The organism is Actinomyces sp. W5033 (genome assembly GCF_051303165.1).
The window spans coordinates 81,572-97,469 of the sequence record NZ_JBPPGD010000008.1; the positions used below are offsets into that span (position 1 = coordinate 81,572).

11 protein-coding genes and 1 pseudogene are annotated in these 15,898 nt (G+C 72.6%); 10 read left to right on the forward strand and 2 right to left on the reverse strand.

Features of this window, described 5'->3' with window-relative positions; all coding sequences use genetic code 11:
* The first annotated feature begins 31 nt into the window (after positions 1-31).
* Positions 32-3,616, forward strand: coding sequence for a DNA polymerase III subunit alpha (gene dnaE / locus ACSJJR_RS07125; protein ID WP_435942881.1), 3,585 nt, complete (start codon positions 32-34; stop codon positions 3,614-3,616).
* 68 nt (positions 3,617-3,684) lie between these two features.
* Here the strand turns inward: dnaE and ACSJJR_RS07130 are convergent, their stop codons facing one another.
* Positions 3,685-3,930: an RNA-binding S4 domain-containing protein gene (locus ACSJJR_RS07130; RefSeq protein ID WP_435942882.1), complete on the reverse strand. Its 246-nt coding sequence runs from the start codon at positions 3,928-3,930 to the stop codon at positions 3,685-3,687.
* Positions 3,931-3,991: 61 nt separating this feature from the next.
* Here ACSJJR_RS07130 and ACSJJR_RS07135 point away from each other — a divergent pair, with 61 nt between their 5' ends.
* Complete coding sequence (locus ACSJJR_RS07135; RefSeq protein WP_435942883.1) at positions 3,992-4,447, forward strand: hypothetical protein; 456 nt, start codon at positions 3,992-3,994, stop codon at positions 4,445-4,447.
* Here ACSJJR_RS07135 and ACSJJR_RS07140 read toward each other — a convergent pair.
* Positions 4,387-5,973, reverse strand: a complete 1,587-nt coding sequence (locus tag ACSJJR_RS07140) for a xylulokinase (RefSeq protein WP_435942884.1) — start codon at positions 5,971-5,973, stop codon at positions 4,387-4,389. The two genes, ACSJJR_RS07135 and ACSJJR_RS07140, sit on opposite strands and share 61 nt — an antisense overlap.
* An 857-nt stretch (positions 5,974-6,830) precedes the next feature.
* On the opposite strand from ACSJJR_RS07140, the gene hisD reads away from it, so the two are divergent.
* From hisD to priA, 8 genes and pseudogenes are all read left to right on the forward strand, one after another.
* Positions 6,831-8,186, forward strand: coding sequence for a histidinol dehydrogenase (hisD, locus tag ACSJJR_RS07145; protein WP_435942918.1), 1,356 nt, complete (start codon positions 6,831-6,833; stop codon positions 8,184-8,186).
* Between the two features lie 276 nt (positions 8,187-8,462).
* Positions 8,463-9,679, forward strand: a pseudogene (locus ACSJJR_RS07150) (cobalamin-independent methionine synthase II family protein).
* A 125-nt stretch (positions 9,680-9,804) separates the two neighbouring features.
* Positions 9,805-11,550, forward strand: coding sequence for a cation:proton antiporter (locus ACSJJR_RS07155; RefSeq protein WP_435942885.1), 1,746 nt, complete (start codon positions 9,805-9,807; stop codon positions 11,548-11,550).
* Positions 11,551-11,715: 165 nt separating this feature from the next.
* On the forward strand, positions 11,716-12,837 hold the full coding sequence (locus ACSJJR_RS07160; RefSeq protein ID WP_435942886.1) for a histidinol-phosphate transaminase: 1,122 nt from the start codon (positions 11,716-11,718) through the stop codon (positions 12,835-12,837).
* Positions 12,838-12,871: 34 nt separating this feature from the next.
* Positions 12,872-13,471, forward strand: a complete 600-nt coding sequence (gene hisB / locus ACSJJR_RS07165; RefSeq protein WP_435942887.1) for an imidazoleglycerol-phosphate dehydratase HisB — start codon at positions 12,872-12,874, stop codon at positions 13,469-13,471.
* Positions 13,468-14,361 carry a hypothetical protein gene (locus ACSJJR_RS07170; protein WP_435942888.1) on the forward strand — a complete coding sequence of 298 codons (894 nt, stop codon included), beginning with the start codon at positions 13,468-13,470 and terminating at the stop codon, positions 14,359-14,361. The genes hisB and ACSJJR_RS07170 overlap by 4 nt, the downstream gene beginning before the upstream one ends.
* A gap of 82 nt (positions 14,362-14,443) precedes the next feature.
* Positions 14,444-15,121, forward strand: a complete 678-nt coding sequence (gene hisH / locus ACSJJR_RS07175) for an imidazole glycerol phosphate synthase subunit HisH (protein ID WP_435942889.1) — start codon at positions 14,444-14,446, stop codon at positions 15,119-15,121.
* Between the two features lie 29 nt (positions 15,122-15,150).
* Entirely contained in the window at positions 15,151-15,894 is a 744-nt protein-coding gene (gene priA / locus ACSJJR_RS07180; RefSeq protein WP_435942890.1) for a bifunctional 1-(5-phosphoribosyl)-5-((5-phosphoribosylamino)methylideneamino)imidazole-4-carboxamide isomerase/phosphoribosylanthranilate isomerase PriA, read from the forward strand.
* Positions 15,895-15,898: the final 4 nt, after the last annotated feature.

The window sequence follows — 15,898 nt, forward strand, 5'->3', positions numbered from 1 at the left end:
GCACCTCGGCGCCCGCACCTAGGATGGCCCCATGACGCACACGCGCACCGGGGCCCCCACGGACGACTTCGTCCACCTGCACGTCCACACGGACTACTCGATGCTCGACGGCGCCGGCAAGATCAAGGACTACATCGCCGAGGCCAAGCGCCTGGGCCAGCGCGCCCTGGCCATCACCGACCACGGCTACATGTTCGGCGCCTACGAGTTCTACGCAGAGGCCAGGAAGGCCGGCATCAAGCCGATCATCGGCGTCGAGGCCTACATGACCCCCGGCACGAGCCGCTTCGACAAGACCCGCGTCTTCTGGGGCGAGGAGTCACAGCGCTCCGACGACGTCTCCGCCCGCGGCTCCTACACCCACCTGACGCTGCTCGCCCGCAACGACGAGGGCCTGCACAACCTCATGCGCCTGGACTCCTACGCCTCCCTCGAGGGCCAGTGGGGCAAGGCCCCCCGCATGGACCGCGAGATCCTCTCGCGCTACGCGAGCGGCCTCATCGGCTCCACCGGCTGCCCCTCCAGCGAGGTCCAGACCCGTCTGCGCCTGGGGCAGTGGGACGAGGCCCGCCGCTGCGCGGGCGAGCTGCAGGACATCTTCGGCAAGGACTTCTTCTACGTCGAGCTCATGGACCACGGTCTCGACATCGAGACGCGGGTGACCAAGGACCTCCTGCGGCTGTCGGCGGAGCTCGGCGCCCCGCTCATCGCCACCAACGACTCACACTACGTGCGCCCCGAGGACGCCACCATCCAGGACGCGATGCTGTGCATCAACTCCGGCTCCGTGCTGTCAGACCCGGACCGCTTCAGGTTCGACGGCGGCCCCACCTACTACCTGCGCCCCGGCCGGGAGATGCGCGAGCTCTTCTCGCAGGTGCCCGAGGCCTGCGACAACACGCTCCTGGTCGCCGAGCAGTGCGACGTCACCTTCCGCACCGTCGATGAGGGCGCCTCCTTCATGCCCGTCTTCCCCGTGCCCGAGGGCGAGACCATGGACTCCTGGTTCGTCAAGGAGTGCTGGCGCGGCATGGAGCGCCGTTACCATGGTGACATCCCCGAGGACCGGCGCCGCCAGGCCGAGTACGAGATCGGCGTCATCGTCCAGATGGGTTTTCCCGGCTACTTCCTCGTCGTGGCCGACTACATCAACTGGGCCAAGGACCACGGCATCCGCGTCGGGCCCGGCCGAGGCTCGGGTGCCGGCTCGATCGTCGCCTACGCCATGGGCATCACTGAGCTCGACCCCATCGAGCACGGCCTCATCTTCGAGCGCTTCCTCAACCCCGAGCGCATCTCCATGCCGGACATCGACGTCGACTTCGACGAGCGCAGGCGTGAGGAGGTCATCGACTACGTCAAGGGCAAGTACGGCTCGGACAAGGTCAGCCAGGTCGTCACCTACGGCGTCATCAAGGCCAAGCAGTCCCTCAAGGACGCCAGCCGCGTCATGGGCTACCCCTACGCCGTCGGGGACAAGCTCACCAAGGCGATGCCTCCCACCATCATGGGCAAGGACATCACCATCGGGGGCATGTTCAACCCCGAGGACGAGCGCTACGGCGAGGCCCAGGAGTTCCGGGACCTGCACGCGTCAGACCCGGACGCCCAGAAGATCGTCGAGCTCGCCCGGGGCCTGGAGGGCGTCACCCGCCAGTGGGGTGTGCACGCCTGCGCCGTCATCATGTCCTCCACGACGCTCACCGAGGTCATCCCCATGATGCAGCGCCTTCAGGACGGCGCCTACATCACCCAGTTCGACTACCCCACCTGCGAGCACCTGGGCCTGCTCAAGATGGACTTCCTGGGGCTGCGCAACCTCACGGTCATCTCCGACGCCCTGGACAACATCGTCGCCAACGGCAAGGAACCGTTGGACATCGACCACGTCCCCCTCGACGACGCCCTGACCTACCAGCTGCTGGCACGTGGCGAGACGCTCGGCGTTTTCCAGCTCGACGGCGGCGGCATGCGCACCCTGCTGCGCCTGATGAAGCCCGACAACTTCGAGGACATCTCCGCCGTCGGCGCCCTGTACCGCCCCGGCCCCATGGGGGCCGAGTCGCACACGAACTACGCCCTGCGCAAGAACGGGGTGCAGGAGATCGTCCCGATCCACCCCGAGCTCAAGGAGGCCCTCGAGCCGATCCTGGGCAACACCTACGGCCTCATCGTCTACCAGGAGCAGGTGATGAAGATCGCCACGGACCTGGCGGGCTTCACGATGGGCAAGGCCGATGCGCTGCGCAAGGCCATGGGCAAGAAGAAGATGGACATCCTGGAGAAGATGTACGTCGAGTTCGAGGCCGGCATGGTCTCCAACGGGTTCTCCAAGGAGTCGGTCAAGGCCCTGTGGGACGTCGTGGTCCCCTTCGCCAAGTACGCCTTCAACAAGGCGCACTCGGCGGCCTACGGCGTCGTCACCTACTGGACCGCCTACCTCAAGGCCCACTACCCGACCGAGTACATGGCGGCCCTGCTCACAAGCGCCAAGGACAACAAGGACAAGCTCGCCGTGTACCTGGGCGAGTGCCGGCACATGGGCATCCGTGTCCTGGCCCCGGACGTCAACGCCTCCCGGGCCCAGTTCTCCGCCGTCGGTGACGACATCCGCTTCGGCATGGGGGCGGTGCGCAACGTCGGCGCGAACGTCGTGGCCGGCATCGTCGAGGCGCGCACGGACAAGGGCGCCTACACGTCCTTCGAGGACTTCCTCGACAAGGTCCCTGCCGTGGTGTGCAACAAGCGCACGATCGACTCCCTTATCAAAGCCGGCGCCTTCGACTCGCTGGGCAGGTCCCGCCGGGCGCTGCAGGCCTGCCACGAGGACTTCGTCGACGAGGTCATCGGGGTCAAGCGCAACGAGGCGGCCGGGCAGTTCGACCTCTTCGCCTCCCTCATGGGTGGTGACGACGCCGGGCAGGACCCCTTCTCCTCGGGGCCGGTCTTCTCCTCCGAGGTGCCCGACCTGCCCGAGTGGGACAAGAAGGACAAGCTCGCCTACGAGCGCGACATGCTGGGCCTGTACGTCTCCGACCACCCGCTGCTGGGCCTGGAGGGGCTGCTGGGCAAGCTGGCGGACACGGAGATCGCCGACCTCATCGCCAACGAGGACCGGCCCGACGGCGCCATGGTGACGGTCGCGGGACTCATCACCTCCCTGCAGCGCAAGACGACCAAGCAGGGCAACCTGTGGGCCATCGTCCAGGTCGAGGACCTGGGTGGCAGCGTCGAGTGCTTGTTCTTCCCGGCGACCTACCAGACCGTCTCGACGATGCTGGCGCCGGACACCGTGGTGACGGTCCGCGGCAAGCTCAACCGGCGAGACGGCCAGGTGTCCCTGTACGCGCAGGAGCTGACGATCCCGGACGTCTCTAGCGCCTCGCACGCGGCCGTGACGATCACGCTGCCGACCAACCGCTGCACGGGGCCGCTGGTGGAGAGGTTCCGCACGGTGCTGGAGAAGCACCCGGGGGACAGCCCGGTGAGGTTGACGCTCACGAGCCCGGGGCGTGAGGTGCGCACCCAGCTCGACGCGTCGCTGCGGGTGGAGGCCAGCCAGGCCTTCTACTCGGATATCAAGGCGCTGCTGGGCCCGGCCTGCCTGTCGCGCTGAGCGCCTGCCCGGCGCCCGTCGGGCAGCGGCGGAGCACGGTCCCGGCGGGCCGTGGCGGTAGCCCGGCCTCAGCGCCCTGCGACGAGGCGGACGACGGCGCCGGCCTCGCCGGCCGGAAGGTCCACGACGACGACGTCGCCATCGGCCAGGCGGTGACCGCGGCGGGTCTCGGGCTCCCCGTTGACGAGGACGTCGCCTGACTGGACGGCCACGCGCGCCTCAGCGCCGTCCTCCACGAGCCCCGCGAGCTTGAGGAACTGGCCGAGCTTGATCTCGCCGCGCACGTCGATGACGGGGTGGGGGTGAAGGCTCATGGGCCCAGTGTGCCAGGTGCCGCCGCGCCCCCTGCCTGTGCACCCCGCGTAGGCTGCGCGCATGACAGGGCGGGACGCGCAGCCGGCAGGGGCGGCGCAGGAGGGGCCTGAGGACCTTGTCCTCGCCGTCGGCGCCAGGTACCCCGTGGGCCGGCGCCAGCACACGCTCACGCCCAGGCTCGCGCTGGCCACGGCGCGTGCCCGCAGCGTGCTCATGGAGGCGGCGTGCGCGCAACAGGTCATCACCTACGGCGAGCTGTCGCAGGCCATCGGAGGGATCGTCCTGCCGCGTCACATGGGACCGCTGCTGCACATGCTGGACCACGACTGCCACGAGCGTGGCGAGCCCGGGCTGGCGGCGCTCGTCGTCAGCGCCGTCACCGGCGAGGTCGCCACCGCGGACACCGGGTGGGCGCCCTCGGAGCGCCGCGCCGCCTGGGCGCACTGGGGCGGGCCTCAGCACACCTCGACGGCCGTGCGCTCCAGCTCCAGGCCGGCGACGAAGCGGTCGAGGTAGCGGGCGTACTCGGCGACCTCCTCGGGCGTCGCCTCGATGGTGACCTCCTGGGTCTGGGCGAAGACGACCTCCTCCAGGTAGTCCTCGAGGCTGCGGCCCTCACCCCACAGACGGTAGCCGGCGAGCAGGGCCATGCCCCAGGCGCCGCCCTCGGAGGCGGTCGCGGCGACGGACACGGGCGTGTCGAAGGCGGCGGCCAGCGCACGCTGGGGGATCTCGGGGGTCTTGAAGATGCCGCCGTGGGCGCGCATCGAGTCGATGCGCACGTCGGTGGCCTCGCGCAGGATGCGCAGACCGTGCGCCATGGCCGCGAAGAGGGCGAACAGGTGCGAGCGCATGAGGCCAGCGAGGCTCAGGCGCGCCTCGGGACGGCGCACGGTGAGCGGCCGCCCCTCGCTGAGCCCCACGAGCGCGTCGCCGGACAGGAAGTTGTAGCTCAGGACCCCGGCCTCGTCCATCGAGGCCGTGGCGGCAGCACCGAGCAGCACGTCGAAGAGCGGGCCGCGCTCGACGGGGGCGCCGATGGCCTGGGCGAACTGGGAGAAGACCTCGACCCAGGCGTTGAGGTCGGAGGTGCAGGTGTTGGCGTGCGCCATGGCGACGGGGGCACCGGAGGGCGTCGCGACGAGATCGATCTCCTCGATGAGGGTGCGCAGCGGCTCCTCGAGGACGATCATGGCGAAGGCGCTCGTGCCGGCCGAGACGTTGCCGGTGCGCGGGCGCACGGCGTTGGTGGCGACCATGCCGGTGCCGGCGTCACCCTCAGGCGGGCACAGGGGGATGCCGGGACGCAGGGCGCCGGTGGGGTCGAGGAGGGCGGCGCCGTCGGCCGTCAGCATGCCGGCGTCCTGCCCGGCCAGGACGACGTCGGGCAGGATGTCCGTGAGCGACCAGGTGACCGCGTCCTCGTCGGCGACCAGGGCGTCGAAGGCCTGGAGCATGGTGGCGTCGAAGGAGCGGTTGCCGGGGCCGATGGGGAAGACACCGGAGGCCTCGCCGACGCCCAGGACGTGGCGGCCCGTGAGCCGGAAGTGGACGTAGCCGGCGAGCGTGGTCACGTGGCTGATGCGGCTGACGTGCTCCTCGTGCCCGGTCACGGCGTGGTGGAGGTGGGAGATGGTCCAGCGCTGGGGGATGTTGAGACCGAAGCACTGGGAGAGCGCACGTGAGGAAACGGCGGTGATGGTGTTTCGCCAGGCGCGGAAGCGGGTAAGCATCCGACCGTCGGCGTCGAGGGGGATGTAGCCGTGCATCATCGCGGACACGCCGATGGCACCGGTGGTGGTCAGCTCGACGCCGTGCGTGGCGCGCAGGTCAGCGGCGAGGGCCGCGTAGGCGGACTGGAGGCCACTGAGGATCTCGTCGAGGGAGTAGGTCCACACGCCGTCGACGAGGGAGTTCTCCCAGTCGTGGCCGCCGGTGGCCAGCACGGTGCCGAGCTCGTCGGTGAGGACTGCCTTGATGCGGGTGGAGCCCAGCTCGATGCCGAGGGCGGTGCGGCTCAGGTCGACGGTGGGGGTGCTCATGCGAGGTGCTCCGTTGGTGGTCGTGGTGCCCGAATGCCGGTGGGGCCGACGGCGGTCGGTGCCTGGGCGGCGGTGCCCGGTCCTGCTGTTGCGGACGAGTGTAATGACCGACGACGCAAATGTGAACGTTCACGAACGGGTGGGGCGAGCTGCCCGGTCCGACCCGGGCTCGTCGTCGGCACGGCGGCGAGGTCAGACACTGCCCCACGAGACCGAATGTGCCTGTCCGTACCCTGCTCAAGGCCGGAGCCGACAGGCTCAAGCCGCAGCCGGCTGGGGCCCTGACCGTGGAGGAGACCAGGACCTCGCTCGACGCTGTCGACGTCGTCCTCGCCGAGGCCGGCCTGCTCGCCTGGTCCCTCACCGACCAGCAGGTTGACATGCTCACCAAGGACCACCTGCGCCACATCCTGGCCATTACCCTGGAGCTTGCGGACACGGCCGCCCGCTGGAGCAGCGCCATGCAGGCCCTGGCCGGGTCCTGCCCGCTCGGGGTGTGCGTCAACACCTCCTCCGACCCGCGTCTCGGCGCCGCCGAGGCCAGCGGCGCCGAGCTCGCCACGAGCGCCGCCGACGTCTTCATCGAGTCCCCTCTCAGCGAGCCCTACAGCACCGAGGACCGCGAGGCGGTGCGCGCCGCCCGCCGGGCGGTGGGGGACAAATCCGGTCGTCGTCGTGCTGCGCATGCACAACCCGACCGTCCTGGCGGAGATCGAGCCGATGGCGGACGCGGCCGTCGTGGACCCGGGCGTGCGCCAGGAGCACGTGTGGGAGCTGCTGCGCGGGCGCTTCGAGCCCCTCGGCCCGCTGCCCGGGCTCCGCGCTCCCCGGTGCGGCCGCACCGCTACCCTGGCGCCATGCTCACCCGCATCGACCTGCGCGACACCGACCTCACCGCACGCGAGCTCGCCGAGGCCCTGCCCCGGGCCACCCTCGACGTCGCCGCCGCCCTCGAGGCCGTCACCCCCACCATCGAGGACGTGCGCGTGCGCGGCGCGGCCGCCCTGCGCGACGCGGCCGAGCGCTTCGACCACGTGCGCCCCGAGCACCTGCGCGTTCCCGCCAGCGCCCTGTCCGAGGCCCTCGAGGCCCTCGACCCGGCGGTGCGCGAGGCCCTGGAGCTGTCCATCACCCACAACCGTGCCGGGCACAGCGCCCAGCTGCCCACCGAGCGCGTCACCGAGATCGTCCCCGGTGGCACCGTCACCCAGCGATGGGTCCCCGTGCGCCGCGTCGGCCTGTACGTGCCCGGCGGGCTGGCCGTCTACCCCAGCTCGGTGGTCATGAACGTCGTCGCCGCGCAGGTCGCCGGCGTCGAGCAGGTCGCCCTGGCCTCCCCGCCGCAGAAGGACCACGGCGGCCTGCCCCACCCGACGATCCTCGCCGCCTGCGCCCTGCTGGGCGTCGAGGAGGTCTACGCCGTCGGCGGCGCCCAGGCGGTGGCCATGCTCGCCTACGGCGCGGTCGCCGAGACCAGTGCCGACCGGGCCGACATCCGGGCGGCGGGCGGCAGCGGTGAGCAGCTGTGCGAGCCCGTCGATGTCGTCACCGGGCCCGGCAACATCTTCGTCGCTGCCGCCAAGCGCGCGGTGCGCGGCGTCGTCGGCATCGACGCCGAGGCGGGCCCGACCGAGATCGCCATTCTCGCCGACGCCACCGCGGACCCCGAGCTGGTGGCCGCGGACCTGCTGTCCCAGGCCGAGCACGACCCGCACGCCGGCAGCGTCCTCATCACCGACTCCCTGGATCTCGCGCAGGCCGCCGACGCCGCCCTGGAACGGCGCACGGCCGTGACCCGGCACGCCGAGCGGGCGAGGACGGCCCTGACCGGCCCCCAGTCCGCCATCGTGCTCGTGCGCGACCTCGAGCAGGGCCTGGCCGTCACCAACGCCTACGCGGCCGAGCACCTGGAGGTCCACACGGCCCACGCCCGTGAGGTGGCCGGCCGCGTGCGCAACGCCGGGGCGGTCTTCGTCGGCCCCTACTCACCGGTGCCGCTGGGCGACTACCTCGCCGGATCCAACCACGTGCTGCCCACCGGCGGCACCGCCCGCTTCGCCGCCGGCCTGAGCGTCATGGCCTACCTCAAGCCGGTCCAGGTCATCGAGTACGACGCCGCCGCCCTCGCCTCGCTCACAGGCCCGCTCACGGCCCTGGCCGAGTCCGAGGACCTGCCCGCTCACGGCGAGGCCGCCCGGGCCCGGCTGCGCTAGGACCCGTTAGAGCGCCGGGGCAGGACGAGGGGGAGGCGCGCTGGCTGCCCCGCCTCGCGCAGGCCGGCGTCCGCACGCCAGCGGCAGGCGGGGACTGGCTTCCAGGCGGGGACCTGCCTCCCGGATGCCGGGCGGGCACAGTGCCCACGCGCCCTGGTCGTGTAGCCTCCCTCCGCACCCGTCCCGAGCGGCCGACAGGCCCGGGTGCCCGATGCCGCGCCAAAGGCCCCGGCGACCGACGCTGCTCCTGCCAGCGATGATGGGAGCAGGACCCCCATGACCACCCGCATCCGCACCACCCACGTCGGCTCCCTGCCGCGCACGGACGCCCTGCTCGAGGCCAACGCCGCGCACGCGGCCGGCACCCTGGACGACGAGGGTCTCGCCGCCGTCGTCACGGCCGAGACCGAGGCCGTCGTCGCCCGTCAGGTCGCCACCGGCATCGACATCGTCAATGACGGAGAGTACGGCCACTTCATGGCCGAGAAGGTTGATTACGGCGGCTGGTGGCAGTAGACCTTTGACCGCTTCTGCGGCCTCGAGATCGTCTCCGAGCTGCCCGAGCGCAGGCCACCCCCGCCGGCAAGCTCGAGCTCGCCCCCATGGGCGCGCGGCGCGACTGGACCACCTTCGCGGACGCCTACAGCGACCCGACCTCCGGCATCCACCTGGCCACCATGGAGGTCCCCGTGTGGCCCACCGTCACCGGCGAGATCCGCTTCACCGGCCACGACGTGGTCAAGCGCGACGTCGAGGCCACCCTGGCCGCCCTGGCCAGGGCCGGCAGGCCCGTGTCCGACGGCTTCATCGCCTCCATCTCCCCGGCCTCAGCCGCCAGGATCGGCAACTACTACTACGAGGACGACGAGGCCGCCGTCTGGGCCTGGGCCGAGGCACTGCGCGAGGAGTACCGCGTGATCACCGACGCGGGCCTGACCGTGCAGATCGACGCCCCGGACCTGGCCGAGTCCTGGGACCAGTTCATCGTCGAGCTCTCCCTGGAGGACTACCGGCGCTTCTCCGAGGTGCGCGTCGAGGCCCTCAACCACGCCCTGGAGGGCATCGACCCGGGCCTCGTGCGCTACCACGTGTGCTGGGGCTCGTGGCACGGCCCCCACTCGACCGACCTCGGCTTCGACAAGATCGTGGACCTCGCGCTCAAGGTCCACGCCCACGGCCTGTCCTTCGAGGCCGCTAACGCCCGCCACGAGCACGAGTGGAGGATCTGGAGGGACATCGTCGCCGACGGCGCCCTGCCGGAGGGCACCTACCTCATCCCCGGCGTCGTCGGCCACGCGACGAACGTCATCGAGCACCCCGAGCTCGTGGCCGACCGCATCGAGCGCTTCGCCGACGTCGTGGGCCCCGAGCGCGTGGTCGCCTCCACCGACTGCGGCCTGGGTGGCAGGGTGCACCCGCACATCGCCTGGGCCAAGCTCGAGGCCCTGGTCGCCGGTGCCCGCCTGGCCTGTGAGAGGCTCTCACGCGCCTGAGCGGCGAGCGGGCCACGACCTGGGCCCGGTGAGGACCTGGAGCGTGGCCCCGGGACCGTGGTGCCCCGGAGCCACGCGCCGTCCGCGGCGTCATGGCGCCGGCACCGGGGCCGTAGGGTGGCCCTGTGACACCTGTGCTCCTCACGGTCATCGGCCTGCTCGTCATCGCCGCCTGCAACCAGCTCGCCCCCAGGGTCGGGGTCGCCTCCCCGCTCATCCTGCTCGCCCTGGGCATCGGCATCGGCTTCCTGCCGTGGGTGGACGCCATCGAGGTCGATCCCGAGCTCATCCTCCAGGTGGTGCTGCCACCGCTGCTGTTCGCCGCGGCCGTGTCCATGCCGGTGATGGACTTCCGCCGCGAGCTGCGCTCGGTGGCGGGGCTCGCCGTCGGGCTCGTCGTCATCAGCGCGGTGGCCCTGGGACTGGTGGTCCACGCCCTGGTCCCCGCCCTGTCCCTGCCCTGGGCCATCGCGCTGGGCGCCGTGCTCAGCCCCACCGACGCCGTCGCCGTGGCCATCACCCGGAGCTCGGGCGTGGGCCAACGCATCATCACCGTCCTGGAGGGTGAGGGGCTGTTCAACGACGCCACCGCCCTGGTGCTGCTGTCCTCCGCTGTCTCGGCCGCCCTGGCCACCGACGCCGACGCGCTGCGCCCGGCCGTCCTGGCCGGCGAGCTCGCTCTGGCGCTCGCGGTGGCCCTCCTCGTGGGCTGGGTGGTGGGGGAGATCACCATCCGCCTGCGCGCGCGGGTCACGGAGGCGACCGCGGACACGGTCATCTCCTTCACGGTGCCCTTCGTGGCCTCCGTCCCGGCCGAGCACCTGGGCGGCAGCGGGCTGGTCGCCGCGGTCGTGGCCGGGCTGGTCGTCTCCTTCCGGGGCCCGCGGCTGCTGTCCCCGGCGCACCGGCGTGCCGCCCAGCTCAACTGGCACACCATCGAGCTCGTCCTGGAGGGGGCGATCTTCCTCGTCATGGGGCTTCAGGCCTACGGCATCGTGCACGAGGTCACGGTCTCGGGCCCCTCGGGCGGCCCCCTGCTCGCCCTCGCCGTGGCGGCGGTGTGCGGCGCCCTCACGGTGCTTCTGCGGGCGGCCTTCGTCGCGCCCCTGCTGGTGTGGTTGCGCTCGGCGCGCCGCCGCACGGCGCGCCGTCTTGACCAGCGCACCGACAGGGCCCGTCAGTTCGAGGACCGCCTGGCCCACGCCTGCGACATCGACGAGGAGGTGCTGGCGGCCCGCAACCTCACCCAGGCTGACTGGCAGCGGGCCCTGGGCCTGTGGCGCCGGCGCCTCGACAAGGGTCGGCGCCGCAACCGCCGCACGGCCAACGACCTGGCCTACTTCACCGCCTCCAGCCTGGGGCCGCGCGAGGCGGCCGTCATCGTGTGGGCCGGGATGCGCGGCGCCGTCACCCTGGCCGCGGCCCAGACACTGCCGCTGAGCGCCCCGGCACGGCCCTTCCTGCTGCTGGTGGCCCTGGTGGTGGCGGCCGGCTCCCTCATCATCCAGGGCCTGACCCTGGGCCCGCTCATCAGCCTCGTGGGCCCGCGGATGGCGGCCGACGTCGATGACTCCCAGGAACGACGGCGCCTGCTGCGCCTGCTGGGCAACGTCGTCAAGGACACCGCTCTGGCCCGTGTGATGCAGGGGGAGGAGCCCGTTGGTGAGGCGCCCGCCACCAGCGCCCTCGCCCTGGGCGGCTCCCTGCCGGTGCCGCCGGCCAAGGCCAGGGACCTGGCCGTCGAGGCGATCCACGCCCAGCGCGCGGCCCTGCTCGACGCCCGCGACGAGGGCTTGTTCACCTCGGCCACCCTGGAGGCTGCGCTGGCGCGCCTGGACGACGAGGAGATCATGCTCACTGCCCACCACTGAGCCTGGGTCCGTGGGCGAGGCCCGTGCGTGGACGCCCCCGCACAGGCCGCGCCCCTCCCCCCCCACCGCCGGCGTGGGCGACCCCCCCGGGGTCTTGGTCCGGGGGGACGTTCTTTTGGGGGCCCCCCCCCACGTGCCCCCCGCCGCTCCTCCTACACTGCGGGCGTGAGCACCCTCCCCCTGCGCCCGGGCCTGGCGGGCGAGACCCCCTACGGCGCCCCTGAGCTGGACGTGCCGGCCCGGCTCAACGTCAACGAGAACCCCTACCCTCCCTCGCAGGCGGTCATCGACGACATCGCCGAGGCCGTGCGCGCCGCCGCCGCGCGGCTCAACCGCTACCCGGATCGTGAGTTCCCCGCCCTGCGCGAGGCCCTGGCCGACTACCTCGCCGTCGAGTCCGGGGTGCGGCTGCCCTGGCAACAGCTCTGGGCCGCCAACGGCTCCAACGAGGTGATGCTCCACATCCTGCAGGCCTTCGGCGGGCCCGGCCGCGTGTGCCTGTCCTTCACGCCCACCTACTCCATGTACCCCGAGTACGCGCGAGACACCCTCACCGAGTACGTGGCCCTGGAGCGCAGGCAGGACTTCACCCTCGACGTCGAGGCCGTGCGCGCCGCCATCGCCACCCACCACCCGGCGGTCATCCTCCTGGCCAGCCCCAACAACCCGACCGGCACCGCCCTGGGGCCGGAGGAGCTGCACGCCGTCCTCGACGCCGCCCGCGGCTGCGGCCCGACCGGCCACGACGGCGCCCCCACGGACGCCGTCGTCGTCGTGGACGAGGCCTACGGCGAGTTCCGGCGCCCCGGCGTGCCCAGCGCGCTCGAGCTGCTGGCCGGGCACCCGCACCTGGCGGTCAGCCGTACCATGAGCAAGGCCTTCGGCATGGCCGGCCTGCGTCTGGGCTACCTCGCCGCCTCCAGGCAGCTCATCGACGCCCTGCGGGTCGTGCGCCTGCCCTACCACCTGTCCGCCGTCAGCCAGGCCGCGGCCCTGGCCGCCCTCGCGCACCGGGACGAGCTCATGAGCCAGGTCGCCCGGCTGCGCGACGAGCGTGACGCCACCGTCGCCTGGCTGCGCGAGCAGGGGCACACGGCGGTCGAGTCCGACGCCAACTTCGTCCTCTTCGGCCCCTTCGAGGACCGGCAGGCCATCTTCGAGTCCCTTCTCGAGCGCGGGGTCCTCGTCCGTGTCGTCGGCCCTGACGGGTACCTTCGGGTGTGCATGGGCACGCCGTCGCAGATGGAGGCCTTCCGCTGCGCCCTGACCGCCGTCACCCGACCCTGACACCACCCGCGCCCCACGAGACCAGGAGACCCGCATGCCCCGCACCGCCCACATCGCGCGCACGACCAGTGAGTCCACCGTCGTCGTCAAGATCGACCTCGACGGCACCGGCAGGACGGACATCGACACGACGGTGCCGTTCTACGACCACATGCTCACGGCGCTGGGCAAGCACTCCCTCATCGACCTGTCCGTGACCGCCCGGGGTGACACCGACATCGACGTCCACCACACGGTGGAGGACACGGCCATCTGCATCGGTGAGGCCCTGAGGCAGGCGCTGGGGGACAAGCGCGGCATCGGCCGCTTCGGTGACGCCCTGGTCCCGCTCGACGAGGCCCTCGCCCAGGCGGTCGTCGATGTCTCCGGGCGCCCGTACCTCGTGCACACCGGTGAGTCCGAGGCCTTCGTCCACCACCTCATCGGAGGGCACTTCACCGGCTCCATGGTCCGCCACGTGCTCGAGGCCATCGCCTACCACGCCGGCATCTGCCTGCACGTCAACGTCCTGGCCGGACGCGACCCCCACCACATCGCCGAGGCGGAGTTCAAGGCGCTGGCCCGGGCGCTGCGCGCTGCCGTGTCCCTGGACCCGCGCGTGGACGGCATCCCCTCGACCAAGGGCGCGCTGTGAGCGGGCGCGAGGAGCTGCCCGAGGAGCTCCCGGGCGCCCAGGGCGACAGGCAGGCCCGTGACGACGAGGCCGCCGCCCCCCAGGCCCCGGGCGGCTCAGACCTCGACACCGAGTTCGCCGCCCTCGTGGCGCACCTGGACCTGGAGGAGGGGGGCGAGGGCGCCGGGGCGCACGAGGACGCGGACCGGGACGATGAGGCCCCTGCGGCGGTGCGCCTCGAGGACGTGCCCCACAACACCTACCGCGCCCCCGACGCGGTCATCGTGCCGGACGTTGTGGTCCCCGACGACCCGTCCGCCCTCGCGGGCCTGGCCCCGCTCGGCCCTGCGGGGGAGGCGGTGCCCGCGCCCGTCACCCAGCCGGAGGGGCTGCCACGCGCCGTCAAGGTCGCCGTCGTCCTCACCCCGGTGGTCAGCGCCCCGGCGCTGGCGACGCTGTGCGCCGCCAGCGAGCTGGACTGCACGGTCGTGCCCTCGGCCTCGGGTGCCCTGGCCGTCAAGGAGCTCGTCTCCTCCCACTGCGAGTGGGACGTCAGCGAGCTGCTGGCCGGGGCCCACAGCGAGCCGGTCGAGGCGGCCCGGCTGGCAGGCACGCTCTCGCGGCTGTCGAGGTCCGGGGTCGTGCTGCTCACCGCGGACCTGGCCACCGACATCGGCATCGAGTCCGGCCTGTCGGGCACCATCACGGCCCGGCGCTACGCGGGCGGTGAGGCGGGTGAGGAGACGAGCGCGGGCCTCGTGCTCGCCGCCGTGGACCCGGTCGTCGAGGACATCCTCATCGGTATGACACGTGCCCAGGACGTCCCCGGGGCGCTGCGCAGCAGCGAGGTGCGTCCCGGCAGGGCCGCGCGCTGGTTCGGCCGCGGCCTGCGAGGACGCCCGCAGGACTGAGCGTGCCCGCAGCGAGGGCCGCGCTGGCCCCACGTGCGCGGGAGGCGGGCTGCCCTCGTCCCAGCGCCGCTAGGGTGGCCCCATGAGCCAGCCCAAGGTCGTCGTCCTGTCCTACGGCAGCGGGAACGTCCGCTCCGCCGTGCGCGCCCTTGAGCGCGTCGGAGCCGACGTCGAGCTCACCCACGACGCCGCGGCCGTCGAGGCCGCCGACGGCCTGCTCGTCCCGGGTGTGGGCGCCTTCGCCTCCGTCATGGACCAGCTGCGCGCCGTCGACGCGCCCCGGCTCATCGACCGCCGCCTCGCCGGGGGGCGCCCCGTGCTGGGCATCTGCGTCGGCATGCAGGTGATGTTCGAGGCCTCCACCGAGTTCGCCGCCGAGGACGCGCCCCCAGCCGCCGGGGACCGCGCCGGCGCTCTCACCCCCGGCCTCGGCCAGTGGCCCGGGACCGTCTCACGCCTCGAGGCGGAGGTCGTGCCCCACATGGGGTGGTCCGAGGTCCGTGCCCCCGAGGGCAGCGTCCTGCTCGACGGGCTCGACGGCGAGCGCTTCTACTTCGTCCACTCCTACGCCGCCAAGACCAGCCCCGCGGACCTGCTCGACGAGGGCCCTACCCGCCTGCCCCTGGCCGCCTGGGCCACACACGGGGAGGACTTCCTCGCCGCCGTGGACAACGGGGCACTCAGCGCCACCCAGTTCCACCCGGAGAAGTCCGGCGACGTGGGCGCCGAGCTCCTGCGCAACTGGCTCACCACCCTGTGACCCTCCAGCCCACCACCGAGAGGACCCCCATGCTCACCCTGCTGCCCGCCGTTGACGTCGCCGACGGCAAGGCCGTGCGCCTCCTGCGGGGCGAGGCCGGATCCGAGACCGACTACGGCAGCCCTGTGGACGCCGCCCGCGACTGGGTCGAGGCCGGCGCCGAGTGGATCCACCTCGTTGACCTCGACGCCGCCTTCGGACGCGGCTCCAACGCCGAGCTGCTGGCCCGCATCGTCGGCGAGGTCGGGATCAAGGTCGAGCTCTCCGGCGGCATCCGCGACGACGCCTCCCTGGCCCGCGCCCTGGGTGCCGGCGCCGCCCGTGTCAACCTCGGCACCGCCGCCCTGGAGGACCCCGGCTGGACCGAGAGGGTCATCGCCGAGCACGGGGAGCGGGTCGCCGTCGGGCTGGACGTGCGGGGAACCACCCTGACCGCCCGCGGCTGGACCCAGGACGGCGGGGACCTGTGGGAGACCCTGGCGCGGCTCGACGCCGCCGGCTGCTCGCGCTACGTCGTCACCGACGTCACCAAGGACGGCACCCTCCAGGGGCCCAACATCAGCCTGCTGCGCGAGGTCGCGGCCCGCACAAGCGCGCCGGTGGTCGCCTCCGGCGGCATCGCCCGCCTGGAGGACATCGCGGCCCTGGCCTCACTCGTGGGCGAGGGGATCGACTCCGCCATCATCGGCAAGGCCCTGTACAACGGCAGCTTCACGCTCCCGCAGGCGCTGAGGGTGGCGGGCGGTGCCAGTGTCGAGCAGGTGCGCGCGTGAGCGG

Coding starts and splice junctions, on each gene's coding strand:
- dnaE (WP_435942881.1), top strand. CDS start 32: ATGACGCACACGCGCACCGGGGCCCCCACGGACGACTTCGTCCACCTG.
- ACSJJR_RS07135 (WP_435942883.1), top strand. CDS start 3,992: ATGACAGGGCGGGACGCGCAGCCGGCAGGGGCGGCGCAGGAGGGGCCT.
- priA (WP_435942890.1), top strand. CDS start 15,151: ATGCTCACCCTGCTGCCCGCCGTTGACGTCGCCGACGGCAAGGCCGTG.
- hisH (WP_435942889.1), top strand. CDS start 14,444: ATGAGCCAGCCCAAGGTCGTCGTCCTGTCCTACGGCAGCGGGAACGTC.
- ACSJJR_RS07130 (WP_435942882.1), bottom strand. CDS start 3,930: ATGAGCCTTCACCCCCACCCCGTCATCGACGTGCGCGGCGAGATCAAG.
- hisD (WP_435942918.1), top strand. CDS start 6,831: ATGCTCACCCGCATCGACCTGCGCGACACCGACCTCACCGCACGCGAG.
- ACSJJR_RS07140 (WP_435942884.1), bottom strand. CDS start 5,973: ATGAGCACCCCCACCGTCGACCTGAGCCGCACCGCCCTCGGCATCGAG.
- hisB (WP_435942887.1), top strand. CDS start 12,872: ATGCCCCGCACCGCCCACATCGCGCGCACGACCAGTGAGTCCACCGTC.